Source organism: Paraburkholderia sp. (assembly GCF_034668105.1).
In the GTDB taxonomy this organism is placed as follows: Bacteria; Pseudomonadota; Gammaproteobacteria; order Burkholderiales; family Burkholderiaceae; genus Paraburkholderia.
The window spans coordinates 1-14,936 of record NZ_JAXDPY010000082.1; the positions used below are offsets into that span (position 1 = coordinate 1).

At 62.0% G+C, this 14,936-nt stretch carries 14 protein-coding genes and 1 tRNA gene; 10 read left to right on the plus strand and 5 right to left on the minus strand.

The window, feature by feature from the left end:
• The 4 genes from proB to rplU form a co-directional block, all read right to left on the minus strand.
• Positions 1-942, minus strand: a 942-nt coding sequence (gene proB / locus QOC89_RS04150) for a glutamate 5-kinase (RefSeq protein ID WP_323043863.1), incomplete at its 3' end; no start/stop codon positions are given.
• Positions 943-1,031: 89 nt separating this feature from the next.
• Complete coding sequence (gene obgE / locus QOC89_RS04155; RefSeq protein WP_323043864.1) at positions 1,032-2,147, minus strand: GTPase ObgE; 1,116 nt, start codon at positions 2,145-2,147, stop codon at positions 1,032-1,034.
• 159 nt (positions 2,148-2,306) lie between these two features.
• Entirely contained in the window at positions 2,307-2,570 is a 264-nt protein-coding gene (rpmA, locus tag QOC89_RS04160; protein WP_323043865.1) for a 50S ribosomal protein L27, read from the minus strand.
• Between the two features lie 24 nt (positions 2,571-2,594).
• Entirely contained in the window at positions 2,595-2,906 is a 312-nt protein-coding gene (rplU, locus tag QOC89_RS04165; protein ID WP_323043875.1) for a 50S ribosomal protein L21, read from the minus strand.
• A gap of 238 nt (positions 2,907-3,144) precedes the next feature.
• Here rplU and QOC89_RS04170 point away from each other — a divergent pair, with 238 nt between their 5' ends.
• Both QOC89_RS04170 and QOC89_RS04175 read left to right on the plus strand, forming a co-directional pair.
• Positions 3,145-4,137, plus strand: a complete 993-nt coding sequence (locus QOC89_RS04170) for a polyprenyl synthetase family protein (protein WP_323043866.1) — start codon at positions 3,145-3,147, stop codon at positions 4,135-4,137.
• A gap of 49 nt (positions 4,138-4,186) precedes the next feature.
• Positions 4,187-4,263, plus strand: a tRNA-Pro gene (locus QOC89_RS04175).
• 115 nt (positions 4,264-4,378) lie between these two features.
• Here the strand turns inward: QOC89_RS04175 and QOC89_RS04180 are convergent.
• A complete protein-coding gene (locus tag QOC89_RS04180) occupies positions 4,379-4,525 on the minus strand; it encodes a hypothetical protein (protein WP_323043867.1) in 147 nt (48 codons plus the stop codon).
• A gap of 628 nt (positions 4,526-5,153) precedes the next feature.
• Here QOC89_RS04180 and tssA point away from each other — a divergent pair.
• The 8 genes from tssA (at position 5,154) to QOC89_RS04220 (ending at position 14,811) form a co-directional block, all read left to right on the plus strand.
• The gene (gene tssA, locus QOC89_RS04185) at positions 5,154-6,224 is read left to right on the plus strand and encodes a type VI secretion system protein TssA (RefSeq protein WP_323043868.1); all 1,071 of its coding nucleotides are present in this window, start codon (positions 5,154-5,156) and stop codon (positions 6,222-6,224) included.
• A 51-nt stretch (positions 6,225-6,275) separates the two neighbouring features.
• Positions 6,276-6,836 carry a type VI secretion system contractile sheath small subunit gene (gene tssB / locus QOC89_RS04190; protein WP_323043869.1) on the plus strand — a complete coding sequence of 187 codons (561 nt, stop codon included), beginning with the start codon at positions 6,276-6,278 and terminating at the stop codon, positions 6,834-6,836.
• 112 nt (positions 6,837-6,948) lie between these two features.
• The gene (gene tssC, locus QOC89_RS04195) at positions 6,949-8,409 is read left to right on the plus strand and encodes a type VI secretion system contractile sheath large subunit (protein ID WP_323043876.1); all 1,461 of its coding nucleotides are present in this window, start codon (positions 6,949-6,951) and stop codon (positions 8,407-8,409) included.
• Positions 8,410-8,469: 60 nt separating this feature from the next.
• Positions 8,470-8,952 (plus strand): type VI secretion system tube protein Hcp, encoded by a 483-nt coding sequence (locus QOC89_RS04200; RefSeq protein WP_323043870.1) that lies wholly within the window; start codon positions 8,470-8,472, stop codon positions 8,950-8,952.
• Positions 8,953-9,046: 94 nt separating this feature from the next.
• Complete coding sequence (tssE, locus tag QOC89_RS04205; RefSeq protein WP_323043871.1) at positions 9,047-9,586, plus strand: type VI secretion system baseplate subunit TssE; 540 nt, start codon at positions 9,047-9,049, stop codon at positions 9,584-9,586.
• Positions 9,586-11,493: a type VI secretion system baseplate subunit TssF gene (tssF, locus tag QOC89_RS04210; RefSeq protein ID WP_323043872.1), complete on the plus strand. Its 1,908-nt coding sequence runs from the start codon at positions 9,586-9,588 to the stop codon at positions 11,491-11,493. Before tssE ends, tssF begins: the two co-directional genes overlap by 1 nt.
• Positions 11,490-12,596, plus strand: coding sequence for a type VI secretion system baseplate subunit TssG (gene tssG / locus QOC89_RS04215; RefSeq protein WP_323043873.1), 1,107 nt, complete (start codon positions 11,490-11,492; stop codon positions 12,594-12,596). The genes tssF and tssG overlap by 4 nt, the downstream gene beginning before the upstream one ends.
• A gap of 10 nt (positions 12,597-12,606) precedes the next feature.
• Positions 12,607-14,811 carry a type VI secretion system Vgr family protein gene (locus QOC89_RS04220; RefSeq protein ID WP_323043874.1) on the plus strand — a complete coding sequence of 735 codons (2,205 nt, stop codon included), beginning with the start codon at positions 12,607-12,609 and terminating at the stop codon, positions 14,809-14,811.
• Positions 14,812-14,936 lie beyond the last annotated feature (125 nt).

Genomic DNA, 14,936 nt, shown 5'->3' on the forward strand with positions numbered 1-14,936 from the left:
GCGCGCGAACACGCCTTGCACGTCGACGACGCCGATCGGCAGCAGGCTCTTGCCGCCGGCCGTCAGTTTTTCGACGGCGCCATCGTCGATGACGGCATGACCGCGCACCTGCAGATGGTCGGCCATCCATTGCTTGCGGGCTGCAATGCGCGCCGTGCGGGCGATAAGCTGCGTGCCGATTGCCTCGCCCGCGGCGAGCCGCAGGAGCACGTCGGGGGCGCGTCCGCTCGCGATCACCGTATCCGCGCCGCTGCCGGCGGCACGCTTGGCGGCGAGGATTTTCGTCAGCATGCCGCCGCGGCCAATACTCGTGCCGGCGCCGCCGGCCATCGCCTCCAGCTCGGGCGCGCCCGCGTCAGCCTCTCGGACGAGCTCCGCACTCGGGTCCTTGCGCGGATCCGCCGTAAAGAGCCCTTGCTGATCGGTGAGAATGATGAGCGCATCGCCCTCGATCAGATTCGCGACGAGCGCGCCAAGCGTGTCGTTATCGCCGAACTTGATCTCGTCGGTGACAACCGTGTCGTTCTCGTTGATGATCGGCACGACGCCTAGCCGCAGCAGAGTCAGCAGCGTCGAGCGCGCATTGAGGTAACGCTCGCGATCGGCCAGATCCGCATGCGTGAGCAAAATCTGCGCCGTATGAATGCCGTGCTCGGCGAAGCGGCTCTCGTAGCATTGCGCCAGGCCCATCTGCCCGACCGCCGCGGCCGCCTGCAACTCGTCAATTTCGCGAGGACGCTTGGCCCAGCCAAGGCGCTGCATCCCCTCGGCGATCGCACCCGAGCTGACGAGCACCACCTCCTTTCCCTGCGCGCGCAGATTGGCGATCTGCGCAGCCCAGCGCCCGATCGCGGCTTGATCAAGCCCGCGCCCGTCGTTGGTCACGAGACTGGACCCCACTTTCACGACCAGGCGTTTCGAATCCGCGATGACAGAGCGCATCGTGCGAAAGTCTCCATGATTGACGCATGAGCCGCGCCGCCCGTGCGGGCGGCAGCAATACAAAATGTGACCGGCTGACCGCGCCTCTTTCAAGTACGCGGCGGGACCGTGTCGGCGGGTGATTCCGGTGAGCCGGCGTCGCGAAACCGCACGTCCGCTGCGTGATCCTCCGCCTCTTCAGCGCGATGAGCGTCCGAATGCTTGGCGAGGTAATCGTAGATCGCATAGCAGAGATTTTCGCAGCCAAGGCCCGTCAGCGCCGAAATCTGGAAAACGGGGCCGTCCCACCCGAAGCGTTTGATGAAATCCGCCGCGCGCGCTTCGCGCTCGTCCTCGGGCACCATGTCGAGTTTGTTGAGCACGAGCCAGCGCGGCTTCAGATAAAGCGCCTCGTCGTACTTGCGCAGCTCGCCGACGATCGCCTTCGCTTCCGCGACCGGATCGACAGCCTCGTCGAACGGGGCGAGATCGACGAGATGCAGGAGCAGCCCCGTGCGCTGCAGATGCCGCAGGAACTGATGGCCCAGGCCCGCGCCTTCGGCCGCCCCTTCGATCAAACCCGGGATGTCCGCAATGACGAAGCTCTTGCTCGGCCCGACGCGCACGACGCCCAGATTCGGAGCGAGCGTCGTGAACGGATAGTCGGCAATTTTCGGCCTCGCGTTCGAAACCGACGAGATGAACGTCGATTTTCCCGCGTTCGGCATACCGAGCAGGCCAACGTCGGCCAGCACCTTCAGCTCGAGCCGCAGCATGCGGCGCTCACCGGGCTTGCCCTCGGTCTTCTGGCGCGGCGCGCGGTTCGTGCTTGACTTGAAGTGGAGGTTGCCGAGGCCGCCCGCTCCGCCTTGGGCAATCAACACCGTCTGCTCATGCTCGGTCAGATCGGCGATCAGTTCGCCGGTGTCGAGATCGGCGATGGCCGTGCCTACGGGCATGCGCAAGACGATATCGTCACCGCCCTTGCCATAGCAATCGGAGCCGCGGCCATTCTCGCCGTTGCGCGCCAGGTGCTTCTTCGCGTAGCGGTAGTCGATAAGCGTGTTGATGTTGCGGTCTGCGACGGCGTAGACGCTGCCGCCACGGCCGCCATCGCCGCCGTCCGGACCGCCGAACGGGACGAACTTCTCGCGGCGCATCGACGCGCTGCCGTCGCCGCCGTCGCCGGCGATCACCTCGATCCGCGCTTCGTCAATGAACTTCATTTGTCGCTCCGTCCCGTGTTTCCGATATTTTGCGCCGCCCGCCGCGCGATAACCACGCCGCGACATCGGCACGCACCGCCGAATGGACCGCGGAATACAAAAGGCCCCGCCAACTTCGCGGGGCCTTTCTAGATTTGACGCTCCCGTGCCGGATCGGACTCAGGCCGCGGCAGGAACGACGTTGACCGTGTGCCTCCGCTCGGCGCCCTTCGTCGTGAACTTGACGTGGCCCTCGACCAACGCGAAGAGCGTGTGGTCCTTGCCCATACCGACGTTGTCGCCGGCGTGAACGCGCGTGCCGCGCTGGCGAATGATGATGCCGCCCGCGTTGATCGCCTGGCCGCCGTAAACCTTCACGCCCAGTCGTTTTGACTCGGAATCGCGGCCGTTGCGGGAAGACCCGCCTGCTTTTTTGTGTGCCATCTGATTGCTCCTTGACCCGTGCGCTTACGCGTTGATCGCGTCGATGCGCAGTTCCGTGTAATTCTGGCGGTGACCAGCATGCTTCTGATAGTGCTTCCGGCGACGCATCTTGAAGATCGTCACTTTGTCACGCCGACCATGCGACACGACGGTAGCCTTGACGGAAGCCCCACTGACCAGTGGCGTACCGAACTTAATCGATTCGCCTTCGCCCACTGCGAGAACCTGGTCGAGCGTGATTTCAGCGTCAATGTCTGCCGGTATCTGTTCTACTTTCAATTTTTCGCCGACGGCAACCTTGTATTGCTTGCCACCGGTTTTTATGACCGCGTACATTGAGAACCTCACTCTGTGTTCATTTTTTCCACGCACCGCGCGCGGAAACCCGTGATTATACATAGAGTTAGCTGCTCGGTCAAAACTCATTGAGAGTTGCCGCGCGCCCCGCCGGCGCATTGCCGTCCAGCCCCGGCACGCGGCCCTGCCGCTGCCTTCGTCTCGCCGTGCCGCAGCCTGCGACCCGGAACTGCCGCGATTCGCCTTATAATTCGCGGCACTACCCAAATCAGCCATCATGTCGTCGACTGCCACTCCCTCCTCCAACGCCGCCAGCCTGCTCGCTCCGATCGCCGAAGACATGCAGCAGGTCAATCGCGTCATCCGGCACCGTCTGGCGTCCGAGGTGATGCTGATCAATCAGATCTCCGAGTACATCATCAGCGCCGGCGGCAAACGCCTGCGGCCCGCGTTGCTGCTGCTCGTGGCCGGTGCGCTGGGTGAAACCACCGGACATCGGCACGAACTGGCTGCGGTGGTGGAATTCATCCACACGGCCACGCTGCTGCACGACGACGTGGTCGACGAATCCGACCTGCGGCGCGGCCGCCAGACGGCCAACGCGCTGTTCGGCAACGCCGCGAGCGTGCTGGTCGGCGACTTCCTGTACTCGCGCTCGTTCCAGATGATGGTCGGCGTGGGCAAGATGCGTGTGATGGAAATCCTGTCGGAGGCGACCAACATCATCTCCGAGGGCGAAGTGCTGCAGCTTTTGAACATGCACGACGCCGACGTGGACGAAGCGCGCTACATGCAGGTGATCCGCTACAAAACCGCCAAACTGTTCGAAGCCGCAGCCCAGCTCGGCGCGGTGCTGGCCGGATCGGACGCAAAGATCGAAGCCGCCGCGGCGGAATTCGGTCGCCGCATCGGCACCGCGTTCCAGATCATGGACGACTGGCTCGACTACACGGGCACGGCTGAATCGATGGGCAAGAACGCCGGCGACGATCTGCGCGAAGGCAAACCCACCCTGCCGCTGATCTATCTGATCGAACGCGGCACGCCGGAGCAATCGGCACTCGCACGGGAAGCCATCGAGCAAGGCGGCACGGACCGGTTCGACACCATTTTCGAAGCCATCACGCGGTCGGGCGCGCTGGATCACACCCTCGAGTGCGCAAAGCAGGAAGCGCTGGCAGCTGCAGCAGCAATTTCTTCGTTTCCCGATTCCATTTTCAAAGATAGCCTGCTAGAATTATGTTCTTACTCGACGGCAAGACAGTCTTGAACGAGACTGAAACACCGAGTTAGTCTGAATCGAGTCCTGCAGTACAGATCGGGGTGTAGCTTAGCCTGGTAGAGCGCTACGTTCGGGACGTAGAGGCCGGAGGTTCGAATCCTCTCACCCCGACCAAATTTGCCTTGTTAATTCAAGGTTCGAAAAAACCGCCCAGCTTGCTCGGCGGTTTTTTTGTTTGGGTCGCGCGGGTGGCGCCTTTGCACTGTCGATTGCGCGAATCGTCTGTCTATCAGATCGTCGAGCGATATTGCAGCCTTCTGCGCTCACCCGAAATTTCACGGCCGCTGCCGCCCGGCAACTCGCCGGCAACAACCAAATAGTCCTTGGTCGGCCCCACGCACCACGCGATCCTCGCGGCCTCAAGCAAGCCGCTCACCCCGCCTCACCACTAGGAAGCGCGAACCAGGCACACGCGCCGTCCACTCCAAAAGCCAAATACCACCCGCCCGATTCACCGGAGCGGAACGAGCGCGCTCCTGCTCGCCGTATGCCGGCAAACTTCCGCCGAAGCAATGCGTAGTCCAATCAATTTTTCATCGTATTAATCCTTCAATATTTTTTACAAAGATAAATTTATTCTGGGATCGCAATCCAGCCTCATTGATCTCAAAGCGTTTTATATCAACACCAAGTCACGCTCCTTCTAATCTCAATATCTTTTATCCCAAGCGAGTTTAAAATCACTGCAAGCCGACTTGCCATTCCGTTAGAACCGGAATAAGATCGCATCCAAGAAACAATTACGCTTTATGTTTCGGCATCCTCATTACGAAGATAATTTACTCACGTACTCTGCCGGCGAAACGCCCGCGGATAAAGGACATGCATAAGGCCCGGCACGAGAACGCTGAGTGAGTCTTCGTCATCCCAAGAGAAATCCGAATTTATCTCAAAGGAATTGGCGTGAATTAAGACGATTTTAGAATAATCTTAATTCACTAAGAATCAACCCCAAATCCCGGAATTCGATCTTAATTGAATTCTGAGGTATATCGATTAACGCATTGCTCCGGCCCATCCATTTGATGAACGCTTTTTCACTCGATCAAATCGGCTCCATGAGTCCGGAGCAGCCTTGCGGCGTCGATCTGGAATATGACGTCGCATTCATCGCATTGCAGCAAGCTGCAACGGGCGTTCGCGAGCAGCAATTCGGCGATGCCCTGATTCCCGCCGTTGCCCCCGACTGGCGGCACGTCGAAACACTGGCCGTCGAGTTGCTTGGACGCAGCGTCGATCTGCGCATCATCGCTCTGTTGACGCAGGCATGGACGGAGATCGACGGTTTGCCAGGTTACGCCAAAGGTCTGGCGCTCGCCGCTGAAACGCTCGAGCAGCGGTGGGACGACGTCCATCCACAATTGCGGATCGCCGGCGAGTTCGATCCGTTGGTCCGTGTCAACGCCATTGCGGCGTTGACCGACCCGAAGGCCGCCGGACGCGCCGCTCGCGAGGCCATCCTGCTGCGCCTGGCATCCGGCGATCTATCGTTGCGCGAGGCTGCGGCGATTCTCGAAGGCAGTCCCACAGCCGCGGCGAAAAGCCACCCATCGTCCGGCGGTATCCAGAAGGCGGCACTATGCGCAGCGCTCCCCGCCGAGCAAACACAATTGACCGCTGTTGCGCACCTGCTTGATTCCATCGATCGAATCCGCCGGCAGATCGCCACCCGGCTCGACATCTCCTGGGTTCCCTCCGCAAGCGCGGTGGAGGCCCCGTTGGAAACCGTGCAGCGGGCAATTCTTGCGTCACGGGAGCACGCTCCGCGGGCCGTGGGTGGCATCAAGCCATCCGTGGAACAAGCCCAGTCCATCGTCGCACATGATGCTCCCGAGCCTTTCGAGCGGATGCCAATCGGCTCGCGCGAGTCCGTCATGCTCGCGCTCGAGGATGCGTGCCTGTATCTGGAGCAGGCGGAGCCGAGTCATCCGGCGCCGCTACTGATCCGCCGCGCCCAACGCCTGATGCGGATGAACTTCTACGAGATCGTCCGTGACATGGCGCCCGCTGCATTGCCTCAGGTGGACGTTCTGGCCGGCCACGCGCAGAGCACGTCAGACAACCTGCACGGCTAAGCCGGCGCCCATCGTAGCTAGCACATCAATCAAATCAGCGGAGGATTTCAAATGGGCAACTCAAACGCGTCAAGAGCAAAAGCAACGGGGCAAAAATTCATCGCCCGCAATCGCGCGCCGCGAGTTCAGATCGAATACGACGTCGAGACTTACGGCAGCGAACGGAACGTGGAAATACCGTTCGTGATGGGCGTGATCGCCGATCTGGTCGGCAAATCGACACAGCCGCAGCCCGATCTCGAACAGCGCAAATTTTTCGAAGTCGACATCGACAACTTTGACGGCCGTCTGAAATCAATCCGGCCGCGCGTCACCATGCACGTCCCGAACAGTATCTCCGGGCAAGGGTTGCTAGCGGTCGATCTCAGCTTTGAAAGTCTCGGAGATTTCTCACCGGACGCCATCGCGACCCAGGTCCCCGCGCTCAATCAGTTGCTGCAAGCGCGTTCGCAACTGTCGAATCTGCTGTCGTACATGGACGGCAAGAGCGGCGCAGAGGAACTGATTACCCAGGCGCTGAAAAGCCCCTCATTGCTCAAGGCGCTGGTGGACGCCTCCGGTTCGCCGGACGCCGGAACCGCCACCGGAACCGCCGGTGCCGAGCGCGCGTAACGCTGTACAGCGATGTGTACAGCAACGTGCATGGCGCGACGCATGCCTTCATCACAAGACCGTTGAAAAGACCGCAATGAATCATACCGAGTCCCCCTTGCCGCAACAGCTCATGCCTGTGCTCTCGGCTGACCGCTTTTCCACCTCCCTGATCAGGGAGCTCAATCCGCGTACCGAACAGGCGCAGCAAGCGATCGACGGCGCGATGAAAACGCTCGCCCTGCAGGCGCTCGAGAACGCGGTGGTCATGTCGGACGACGCTTACCAAACGATCCAGGCCGTGATCGCCGAGATTGACCGCAAGCTCTCGGAGCAGATCAACGCCATCATCCATCATGAGGATTATCAGCAGCTCGAGTCGTCGTGGCGCGGGCTGCACTATCTGGTCAACAACACCGAGACGGACGAACTCCTGAAAATCCGTTGCCTGCCGGTAACGAAAACGGAGTTGAGCCGGGTGCTCAAGCGCTATAAGGGCGTCGCCTGGGATCAGAGCCCGATTTTCAAGAAGATCTACGAAGAAGAGTACGGCCAATTCGGCGGGGAACCGCTCGGCTGCCTGGTCGGCGACTACTACTTCGATCACAGCCCGCAGGACATCGAGACGCTCGGCGAAATGGCCAAGATCGCGGCCGCCGCGCACTGTCCATTCATTACCGGCGCATCGCCCGCGGTCATGCAGATGGAGTCGTGGCAGGAGCTATCGAACCCGCGCGATCTCAGCAAAATTTTTCTGAATAGCGAGTACGTTGGCTGGCGCCACCTTCGCGACATGGAAGACTCGCGCTATCTGGGCCTCACCATGCCGCGCTTTCTGGCTCGCCTGCCCTATGGCGTGCGCACCAATCCGGTCGACGCCTTCAACTTCGAAGAAGACACCGACGGCGCCAACCACGAGCGCTATGCATGGATCAATTCGGCCTATGCAATGGCGACCAACATCAACCGTTCGTTCAAGCAGTATGGTTGGTGCACGTCGATTCGCGGCGTCGAATCCGGCGGCGCGGTGGAGGACCTGCCCACCCACTCGTTTCCAACCGACGACGGTGGCGTCGACATGAAATGTCCCACGGAAATCGCGATCAGCGACCGCCGCGAGGCGGAACTCGCACGCAACGGCTTCATGCCTTTCGTCCATCACAAGAATTCAAGTCTTGCGGCATTCATCGGCGCCCAATCATTGCAGCGGCCGGCGGAGTATCACGACGCCACGGCCACGGACAACGCGCGGCTCGCGGCCCGCTTGCCCTATCTGTTCGCGTGTTGCCGGTTTGCGCACTATTTGAAGTGCATCGTGCGCGACAAGGTGGGGTCATTCAAGGAGCGCAGCGAGATGGAATCGTGGCTCAACAACTGGATCATGCATTACGTCGACGGCGATCCGGTCAATTCGTCGCAGGACACCAAGGCGCGAAAGCCGCTTGCGGCGGCGTCCGTGGTTGTGGAAGACATCGACGACAACCCCGGCTATTACAGCGCGAAATTCTTTTTGCGACCGCATTATCAATTAGAGGGACTAACAGTATCGCTGCGTCTTGTTTCGCAGTTACCGGCTCTCAAGCATGGCGATTGAGCCGTGCTTTCGCTTTGATCGTTGAAGTCGTTTCAATCAGTAGGAACCTGGAGGAAGGGAATGTCAGTTGATATGTACATGCGGGTGGACAACGTAACCGGCGAGTCCAAAGACGCCAATCACAAGGGATGGATCGACATCCAGTCCTATGGCTGGGGCGCAACGCAGCCCGGCAGCATGGCGACCGGAAGCGGCGGCGGCATCGGCAAAGTCAGTTTCAACGACTTGCAGGTCGAAACCTTCATGGATAAGGCGGCGCCCGCCATTCTCAAATACTGCGCCAACGGCAAGCACCTGCCGAAGGTCGAGATCTCCGTGTGCAAAGCCGGTGGCTCGCAAGTCGAGTATCTGCGCATCACCTTGTCCGAAGTGTTGGTGACAGACGTACAGCAAGGCGCGGCCAAAGGCTCCGAGGCAGTGCGAATCACCTACTCGTTCCAGGCGGCAAAAGTGAGAAAGCAGTATTGGGAACAGACGGACCAGGGCGCGAAGGGCGCAGAAAGCGTACTCGCCTGGGACATCAAGGAAAACCGCGAGGTCTAGCCCCGTCCATCAACCGGTGCGCCGTGCGGACACGGCGGCAAACGCTTCCGTCCGCACGCCACTTAGTTAGCCCGTTAGCCAACGAGAGTCTTTTTTGAGCGCCACCTTTGCTTCCATCTCAACGCGAGATCGCACACCGCTGCGCACGCATGCGCACGCCGAGGCGCGTCCCAGCCTGCTGGATCGGCTGACGGAGCGACGGCCGCCACCGGTCGACGGGGGGGGCGCGTTCGTGCCGTCGCGCGCTGATCTGCGCGCCGCCGTGCTGCGCGACCTGAGCTGGCTATTGAACTGCGCCAGCCTTGAAGCGACCGACGATCTCGCCGCATTCCCACACGTGCGCAATTCCGTGTTGAATTTCGGCATGCGTGCATGGGCAGGCGGTCGCGCGTCGGCACTTGACCAGGACGGCATGGAGCGCGCAATCCGTGAAGCGATCGTGCAGTTCGAGCCGCGCATTCTCGCTGAAAGCGTGGAGGTGCGTTGCAACGTACACGCTCAGTCACGTGCCATCCTGTCACTGGAAATCACCGGCCAACTGTGTCCGGCCACCGCGCCTCAAGCCTTCCAGTTTCGCTCGGACATCGACATCGAAAGCGGCCATATCGTGCTCCGTTCGCAGGAAGGCGGCTAATGGACGCGCGTCTGCTCGACTACTACAACCGCGAACTTGCGTATCTGCGCGAGCTCGGCGCCGAATTCGCGGCCGAATTCCCGCAGGCCGCCGGACACCTGGGCATGCGCGGCATCGAGGTGAGCGATCCCTATGTCGAGCGGCTCCTTGAAGGTTTCAGCTTTCTGACCGCGCGCATCCAGTTAAAAATGGACGCCGAGTTTCCGCGTTTCTCGCAGCGCCTGCTCGACGTGGTCTATCCGAACTACCTCGCTCCGCTGCCGTCGATGACGATCGTCGCCGTCCAGCCGAACCTGCGCGAAGGCAGTTTGCTGTCAGGCTACACGCTGCCGGCCGGCACATCGCTGCGCGGCAATCTGGCGCCAGGCGAGCAGACCGCCTGTGAATTCAGCACCGCGCACGATGTCACGCTGTGGCCGCTGCGTATCACCGAAGTCAAACTGGGCGGCGTCCCCGCCGATCTGCCATTGCCGCATGGCCACTTGGCAAGCCGCGTGCGCGGCGCGCTGCATATTCGACTGGAAGCCAGCGGCGTCGGCAATCTGCGCGAGTTGCCGCTCGATTCGTTGACGTTTTTTCTCAGTGGCCCGGACAATCAGGCACTGCCGCTTTTGGAACAGGTGCTAGGTCATCATCTCGGTGTCATCTGTCATGGGCCTTCGGTCCCGGGCAACACGAGCCACACGGACAGCGCCGGCTCGCTGCTCGACGGCGAGGTCATCCGCCACGAAGGTTTCGCTGCTGCGCAGGCGTTGCTGCCATACGGTTCGCGTTCGTTCCAGGGATACCGGCTGCTGCACGAGTATTTCGCCTTTCCACAACGGTTTCTGTTTTTCAGCATCGGTTCACTGCAACGCGCGCTGCAAAACATCAGCGGCACGACGTTCTCGCTGACCGTTCTGCTCGACCAAGCGTCGCCCGAGCTCGAGCGCTCGGTCGATCTGCACAGCCTCGCGTTGTTTTGCACGCCGGCGATCAACCTGTTCCCGAAGCGCACCGAGCGCATCGCCATCACGAATCAGCGGTATGAGCATCATGTCGTAGTCGACCGCACACGGCCGCTGGACCACGAAATTTACGGCGTCGAGAAAGTGACGGGGCATCGCCAGTCTGATGGAGGGCATTGTGAGTTTCATCCTTTCTACGGCGGTCTGTCCCACGACCACGCCGATCGCGGCCGCTATTTTTCGATACGGCGCGAAGCGCGTCTCGTCGCCCCGCGCGACCATGCTGCAAGCCGAGCCGCGCGCAGCAGTACGAGATCGGCATACGCCGGCAGCGAAGTATTCATATCGTTGGTGGATCAGCACGAAGCACCGTTTTCCGACGACTTGCGGCACCTGTCCGTCGACGCCATGTGCACCAACCGCGATCTCGCACTGTTGATGCCAACCGGCAACACTAGCGATTTCAGTCTGCGCACCTCGGCCCCGGTCACCGCCATCCAGGCGCTCCGCCGGCCCACGCCGCCGCAGCCGCCGCTTGCGGAAAACGAAATCACGTGGCGGCTCGTCAAGCATCTCGGACTCGACTACCTCACGCTGACCGATCTCGACAGTACGCAGGGAGCGCAGGCCCTGCGCGAATTGCTCGAACTCTATGCGAGCGCGGCCGACGCAACCGTGCGGCCGCAAATCGACGGTGTACGCAGCGTTCGGGTTGAGCCGGTCACCCGTCAGTTGCCTCAGGCGGGACCGCCAATGTTCGGCCGCGGTGTGGCAGTCACGCTGCTGCTCGACGAAACCTCGTTTGCGGGCGCGAGCACGTATCTATTCGGCGCGGTGCTGGAGCAATTTTTTGCACGTCACGTGTCATTGAATAGCTTTAGCGAACTCGAGGTAGCCACGCTGCAACGTGGACACGTGAAACGCTGGCCACCTCGCATCGGACGCCGCCCTACAGCATGAGCAACGCCCTCGCCCCATCGTCGCGTGTGCCGCACACCAGTTCCATGCTCGAGCATTTCTGGCAATGCGTCGCCGATGCGCCCTACAAGTACGATCTGTACAACCTGTTGCGCTGGCTGGACGCGCGCGCGGCGGCCCCGGCACCGCTGGGACGCGCGGCGCATCCCGCCGATGAACCGCTGCGAATCGGCCAGTTGCCATCGCTCGCCTTCGCGCCGGCAACGCTCGCCACCGCGACCGCGCCGGCGGAAGGCGCGAAGCCGCGTGTCCGGATTCACAGCTTCGGCCTGTTCGGACCGAACGGTCCTCTGCCCCTGCATCTGACCGAGTTCGTGCGCGAACGCGCTCGCCATCACGACGACCACGCGCTGGGCGCATTCGCCGATCTGTTTCATCATCGGCTGATCCTGCTGTTCTACCGCGCCTGGGCCGATGCGCAGCCTACGGTCAGCCTCGACCGAGGCGAGGGCGGGCGTTTCGATCGCTATCTGGCGAGCCTCATCCATCTGCCGCGGCGAGAGGCGCGGCGAGCCGACACGCTGTCGGATCACGCCAGATATTTCATGGCCGGCCACCTGGTGCGGCAGACCCGCAACGCGGAAGGTCTGCGGAGCATCCTGCGCGCCTGCCTCGGCGTGCCCGTCGAGATCGTCGAATGGCTGCCGCAGTGGCAGCCGGTCGAAGCGCCGCAGCGCACCGCGCTACGCACGCGTGCGAACACCCGCCGGCTGGGTGCCGACGCCATGCTTGGGGTGGCGGTTCGCGACGCGCAGATGAAATTCGAGGTTCGGCTCGGCCCGCTGTCATGCGAACAATACGCCGCGTTGCTACCCGGCACCCCGCTTTCGCAGCAGTTGACGGATTGGGTGCGGCAATACGCCGGGGTCGAGTGGTCGTGGGACGTGCGCCTGCTGATGGCCGCCGATCAGATTACCGGCATCGCACTCGCCGCCGGCCGCCCGCTGGGTTTCGCCAGTTGGCTCGGCACGCGAACCAGCACGCTCACTGCCGGCGATCTCGTCTATCAACCTGAAAGGCGCGAGGCCCGCAACACCCGCGCCTCCCGCGCCGCCCAAGTGCCCCGCGCTCAGCGGGATCTTTGAAGAAGCTGCCATGAACCACATCATCATCGCGCACACGCCGCTCGATCCGCAGATGCTTCGATTCCGCTCGCTACGCGGCGAGGAGACACTGTCGGCGCTGTATGAATTCAACGTGGAACTGGTGAGCCCGTCCGCTTCGCTCGATATGAACGCGCTGCTTGGCAAGCCGCTGACGCTCTACATCGTCACGCTCAACGGCAGGACCCGATACCTCGGCGGCCAGATCGTGCGCTGCGAATTCGCCGGACGCGAGACCGATACGCCGCGCACCTACGTCTATGCGGTCACCCTGCGGCCATGGCTGTGGTATCTGACCAAGACAACCGACTGCCGCATTTTCCAGAACCAGACAGCGGTCGAGATTCTGCGTGAGGTCATCGGCAAATATGGCTTTCCCGTTGAAGAGCGTCTGCTCGCAAGCTATCGAAGCTGGGACTATTGCGTGCAGTATCAGGAAAGCGATTTCAATTTCGTCAGCCGGCTGATGGAACAGGAGGGCATCTATTACTACTTCCGCCACGAAGCCGGTCAGCAGGTGCTGGTGCTTGCCGACGACACCAGCGCGCACGACCCGCTGCCCGAGCACGCCACGCTGCCGTATCAAGCGCCCGACCGTCTTGCGCTGCCGCGCGAAGAGGGTGTCGACCAGTGGCGTCCGGCCACCCAGATCAGCGCGGGTGCGTTCGCCGTCGACGACTACGATTTCCGCAAACCGCGAGCCGATCTGTCGCAGACACGGGCCCAGTCTTCGAGCGCCGAGCACGGTAGCTACGCGCGGTATGCGTGGCAAGGCGGCTACATCGAAGCCGAGCAGGGCGAGCATTACGTGCGCATGCGTCTCGAAGAGGAACAGGCGGCGAACGCACGCGTACGCGCCCACACCCGTTTGCGTGAAGCCGCGCCGGGTTATCGCTTCACGCTGCAGGACTGCCCCCGGCAAGCGGAGAACCGCGAATACCTGCTGGTGAGCGTGGCCTACCGCCTGCAGGAAGGCGGCTATGCAAGCGGCAGCAGCCACGCGCAATACGACTTCGATCTCGTTGCGCAACCCGCGTCGCTGCCGTTTCGCGCGCCCAGCGTGACGCCGGTGCCCAGAGCCACGGGCCCGCAAACCGCGGTGGTCGTCGGACCGACAGGCCAGGACATCTGGACCGATCAATACGGCCGCGTGAAAGTGCAATTCCGCTGGGACCGCTACGGCAAACGCGACGAGAACAGCTCATGCTGGATTCGCGTGTCCGACGCGTGGGCCGGCGCCGGCTTCGGCAGCATTCATATTCCGCGTGTCGGCCAGGAGGTGGTGGTCGATTTTCTCAACGGCGCGCTCGACCGTCCGGTCATCACCGGGCGCATCTATAACGCCGATCAGATGCCGCCGTTCGCGCTGCCGGAAGCCGCCACGCAGAGCGGCTTTGTCACGCGCACGCCAGGCGGCGGCAGCGGCAACGCGAACATGCTTCGTTTCGAAGACAAAGCAGGCGCGGAGCAGATTGCCCTCCACGCAGAGCGCAATTACGACGTCTCCGTCGAAAACGACGCGACGCGCCAGGTCGGCCGCAACGAAACCGTCAACGTGAGCAACGATGCAACGCGCGATGTGGGCCGCGACTACACGGTATCGATCGGTAACGACTATGCGGCGTCGATCACCAGCAATCAGACCCGCAAGGTCGGCAACAACTCCAGCGCCGAGGTGGCTAACGATGAGAAGCACGCCATCGGCCGCAACTACTGCCTGAATGTCTCAAACGATTCGACTCATACGGTGGGCCATAACCACGCGCTGACGGTCGCCAACGACATGACGCACGCGGTGGGGTGCGACCACAGCCTAAGCGTCGCCAGCAACTCGACCACCCATGTCGGCGCCGATTCGACAACCAGCGTGGCCGCCAATTCAACCAGCACCGTGGGCGGCGACTCGGCGGTCACAGTCAGCGGGAGCTCGACCGGGATCGTGATCGGCTTGCAAACAGGTATCGCCACAGCTCAACTCTTCATGACCGGCTCGGTCGTCTCGATCACCGGCTCGAGCGTCGGGGCCACCGGATCTAGCGTCAGCGCGACTGGGTCCAGCGTCAGCGCTACCGGGTCGGACGTGGGCGCAACCGGCAGCGTGGTGTCTACCACTGGATCGTCGGTTAGCAGCACGGGATCGAGCGTCAGTGCGACCGGCGTGTCGTTTTCGACCGTCGGTTTCTCGGTCACATTCTGAAGCCGGCGGATCCGATGAAAATCATCAAACCCACCCCCGTCGGCATTCTGACCCGTAACTATCGGCAGGCCGGCCACGAGCATCTCGGTATCGCGATACCGCTGATGGTGTCGCTCGGCGACGTG

Bases quoted from the DNA above. Each gene is read 5' to 3' on its own strand.
- tssC (WP_323043876.1), top strand. From the start codon at position 6,949: ATGCCTGTGCTCTCGGCTGACCGCTTTTCCACCTCCCTGATCAGGGAG.
- obgE (WP_323043864.1), bottom strand. From the start codon at position 2,147: ATGAAGTTCATTGACGAAGCGCGGATCGAGGTGATCGCCGGCGACGGC.
- tssF (WP_323043872.1), top strand. From the start codon at position 9,586: ATGGACGCGCGTCTGCTCGACTACTACAACCGCGAACTTGCGTATCTG.
- QOC89_RS04220 (WP_323043874.1), top strand. From the start codon at position 12,607: ATGAACCACATCATCATCGCGCACACGCCGCTCGATCCGCAGATGCTT.
- rplU (WP_323043875.1), bottom strand. From the start codon at position 2,906: ATGTACGCGGTCATAAAAACCGGTGGCAAGCAATACAAGGTTGCCGTC.
- rpmA (WP_323043865.1), bottom strand. From the start codon at position 2,570: ATGGCACACAAAAAAGCAGGCGGGTCTTCCCGCAACGGCCGCGATTCC.
- QOC89_RS04170 (WP_323043866.1), top strand. From the start codon at position 3,145: ATGTCGTCGACTGCCACTCCCTCCTCCAACGCCGCCAGCCTGCTCGCT.
- tssG (WP_323043873.1), top strand. From the start codon at position 11,490: ATGAGCAACGCCCTCGCCCCATCGTCGCGTGTGCCGCACACCAGTTCC.
- QOC89_RS04200 (WP_323043870.1), top strand. From the start codon at position 8,470: ATGTCAGTTGATATGTACATGCGGGTGGACAACGTAACCGGCGAGTCC.
- tssB (WP_323043869.1), top strand. From the start codon at position 6,276: ATGGGCAACTCAAACGCGTCAAGAGCAAAAGCAACGGGGCAAAAATTC.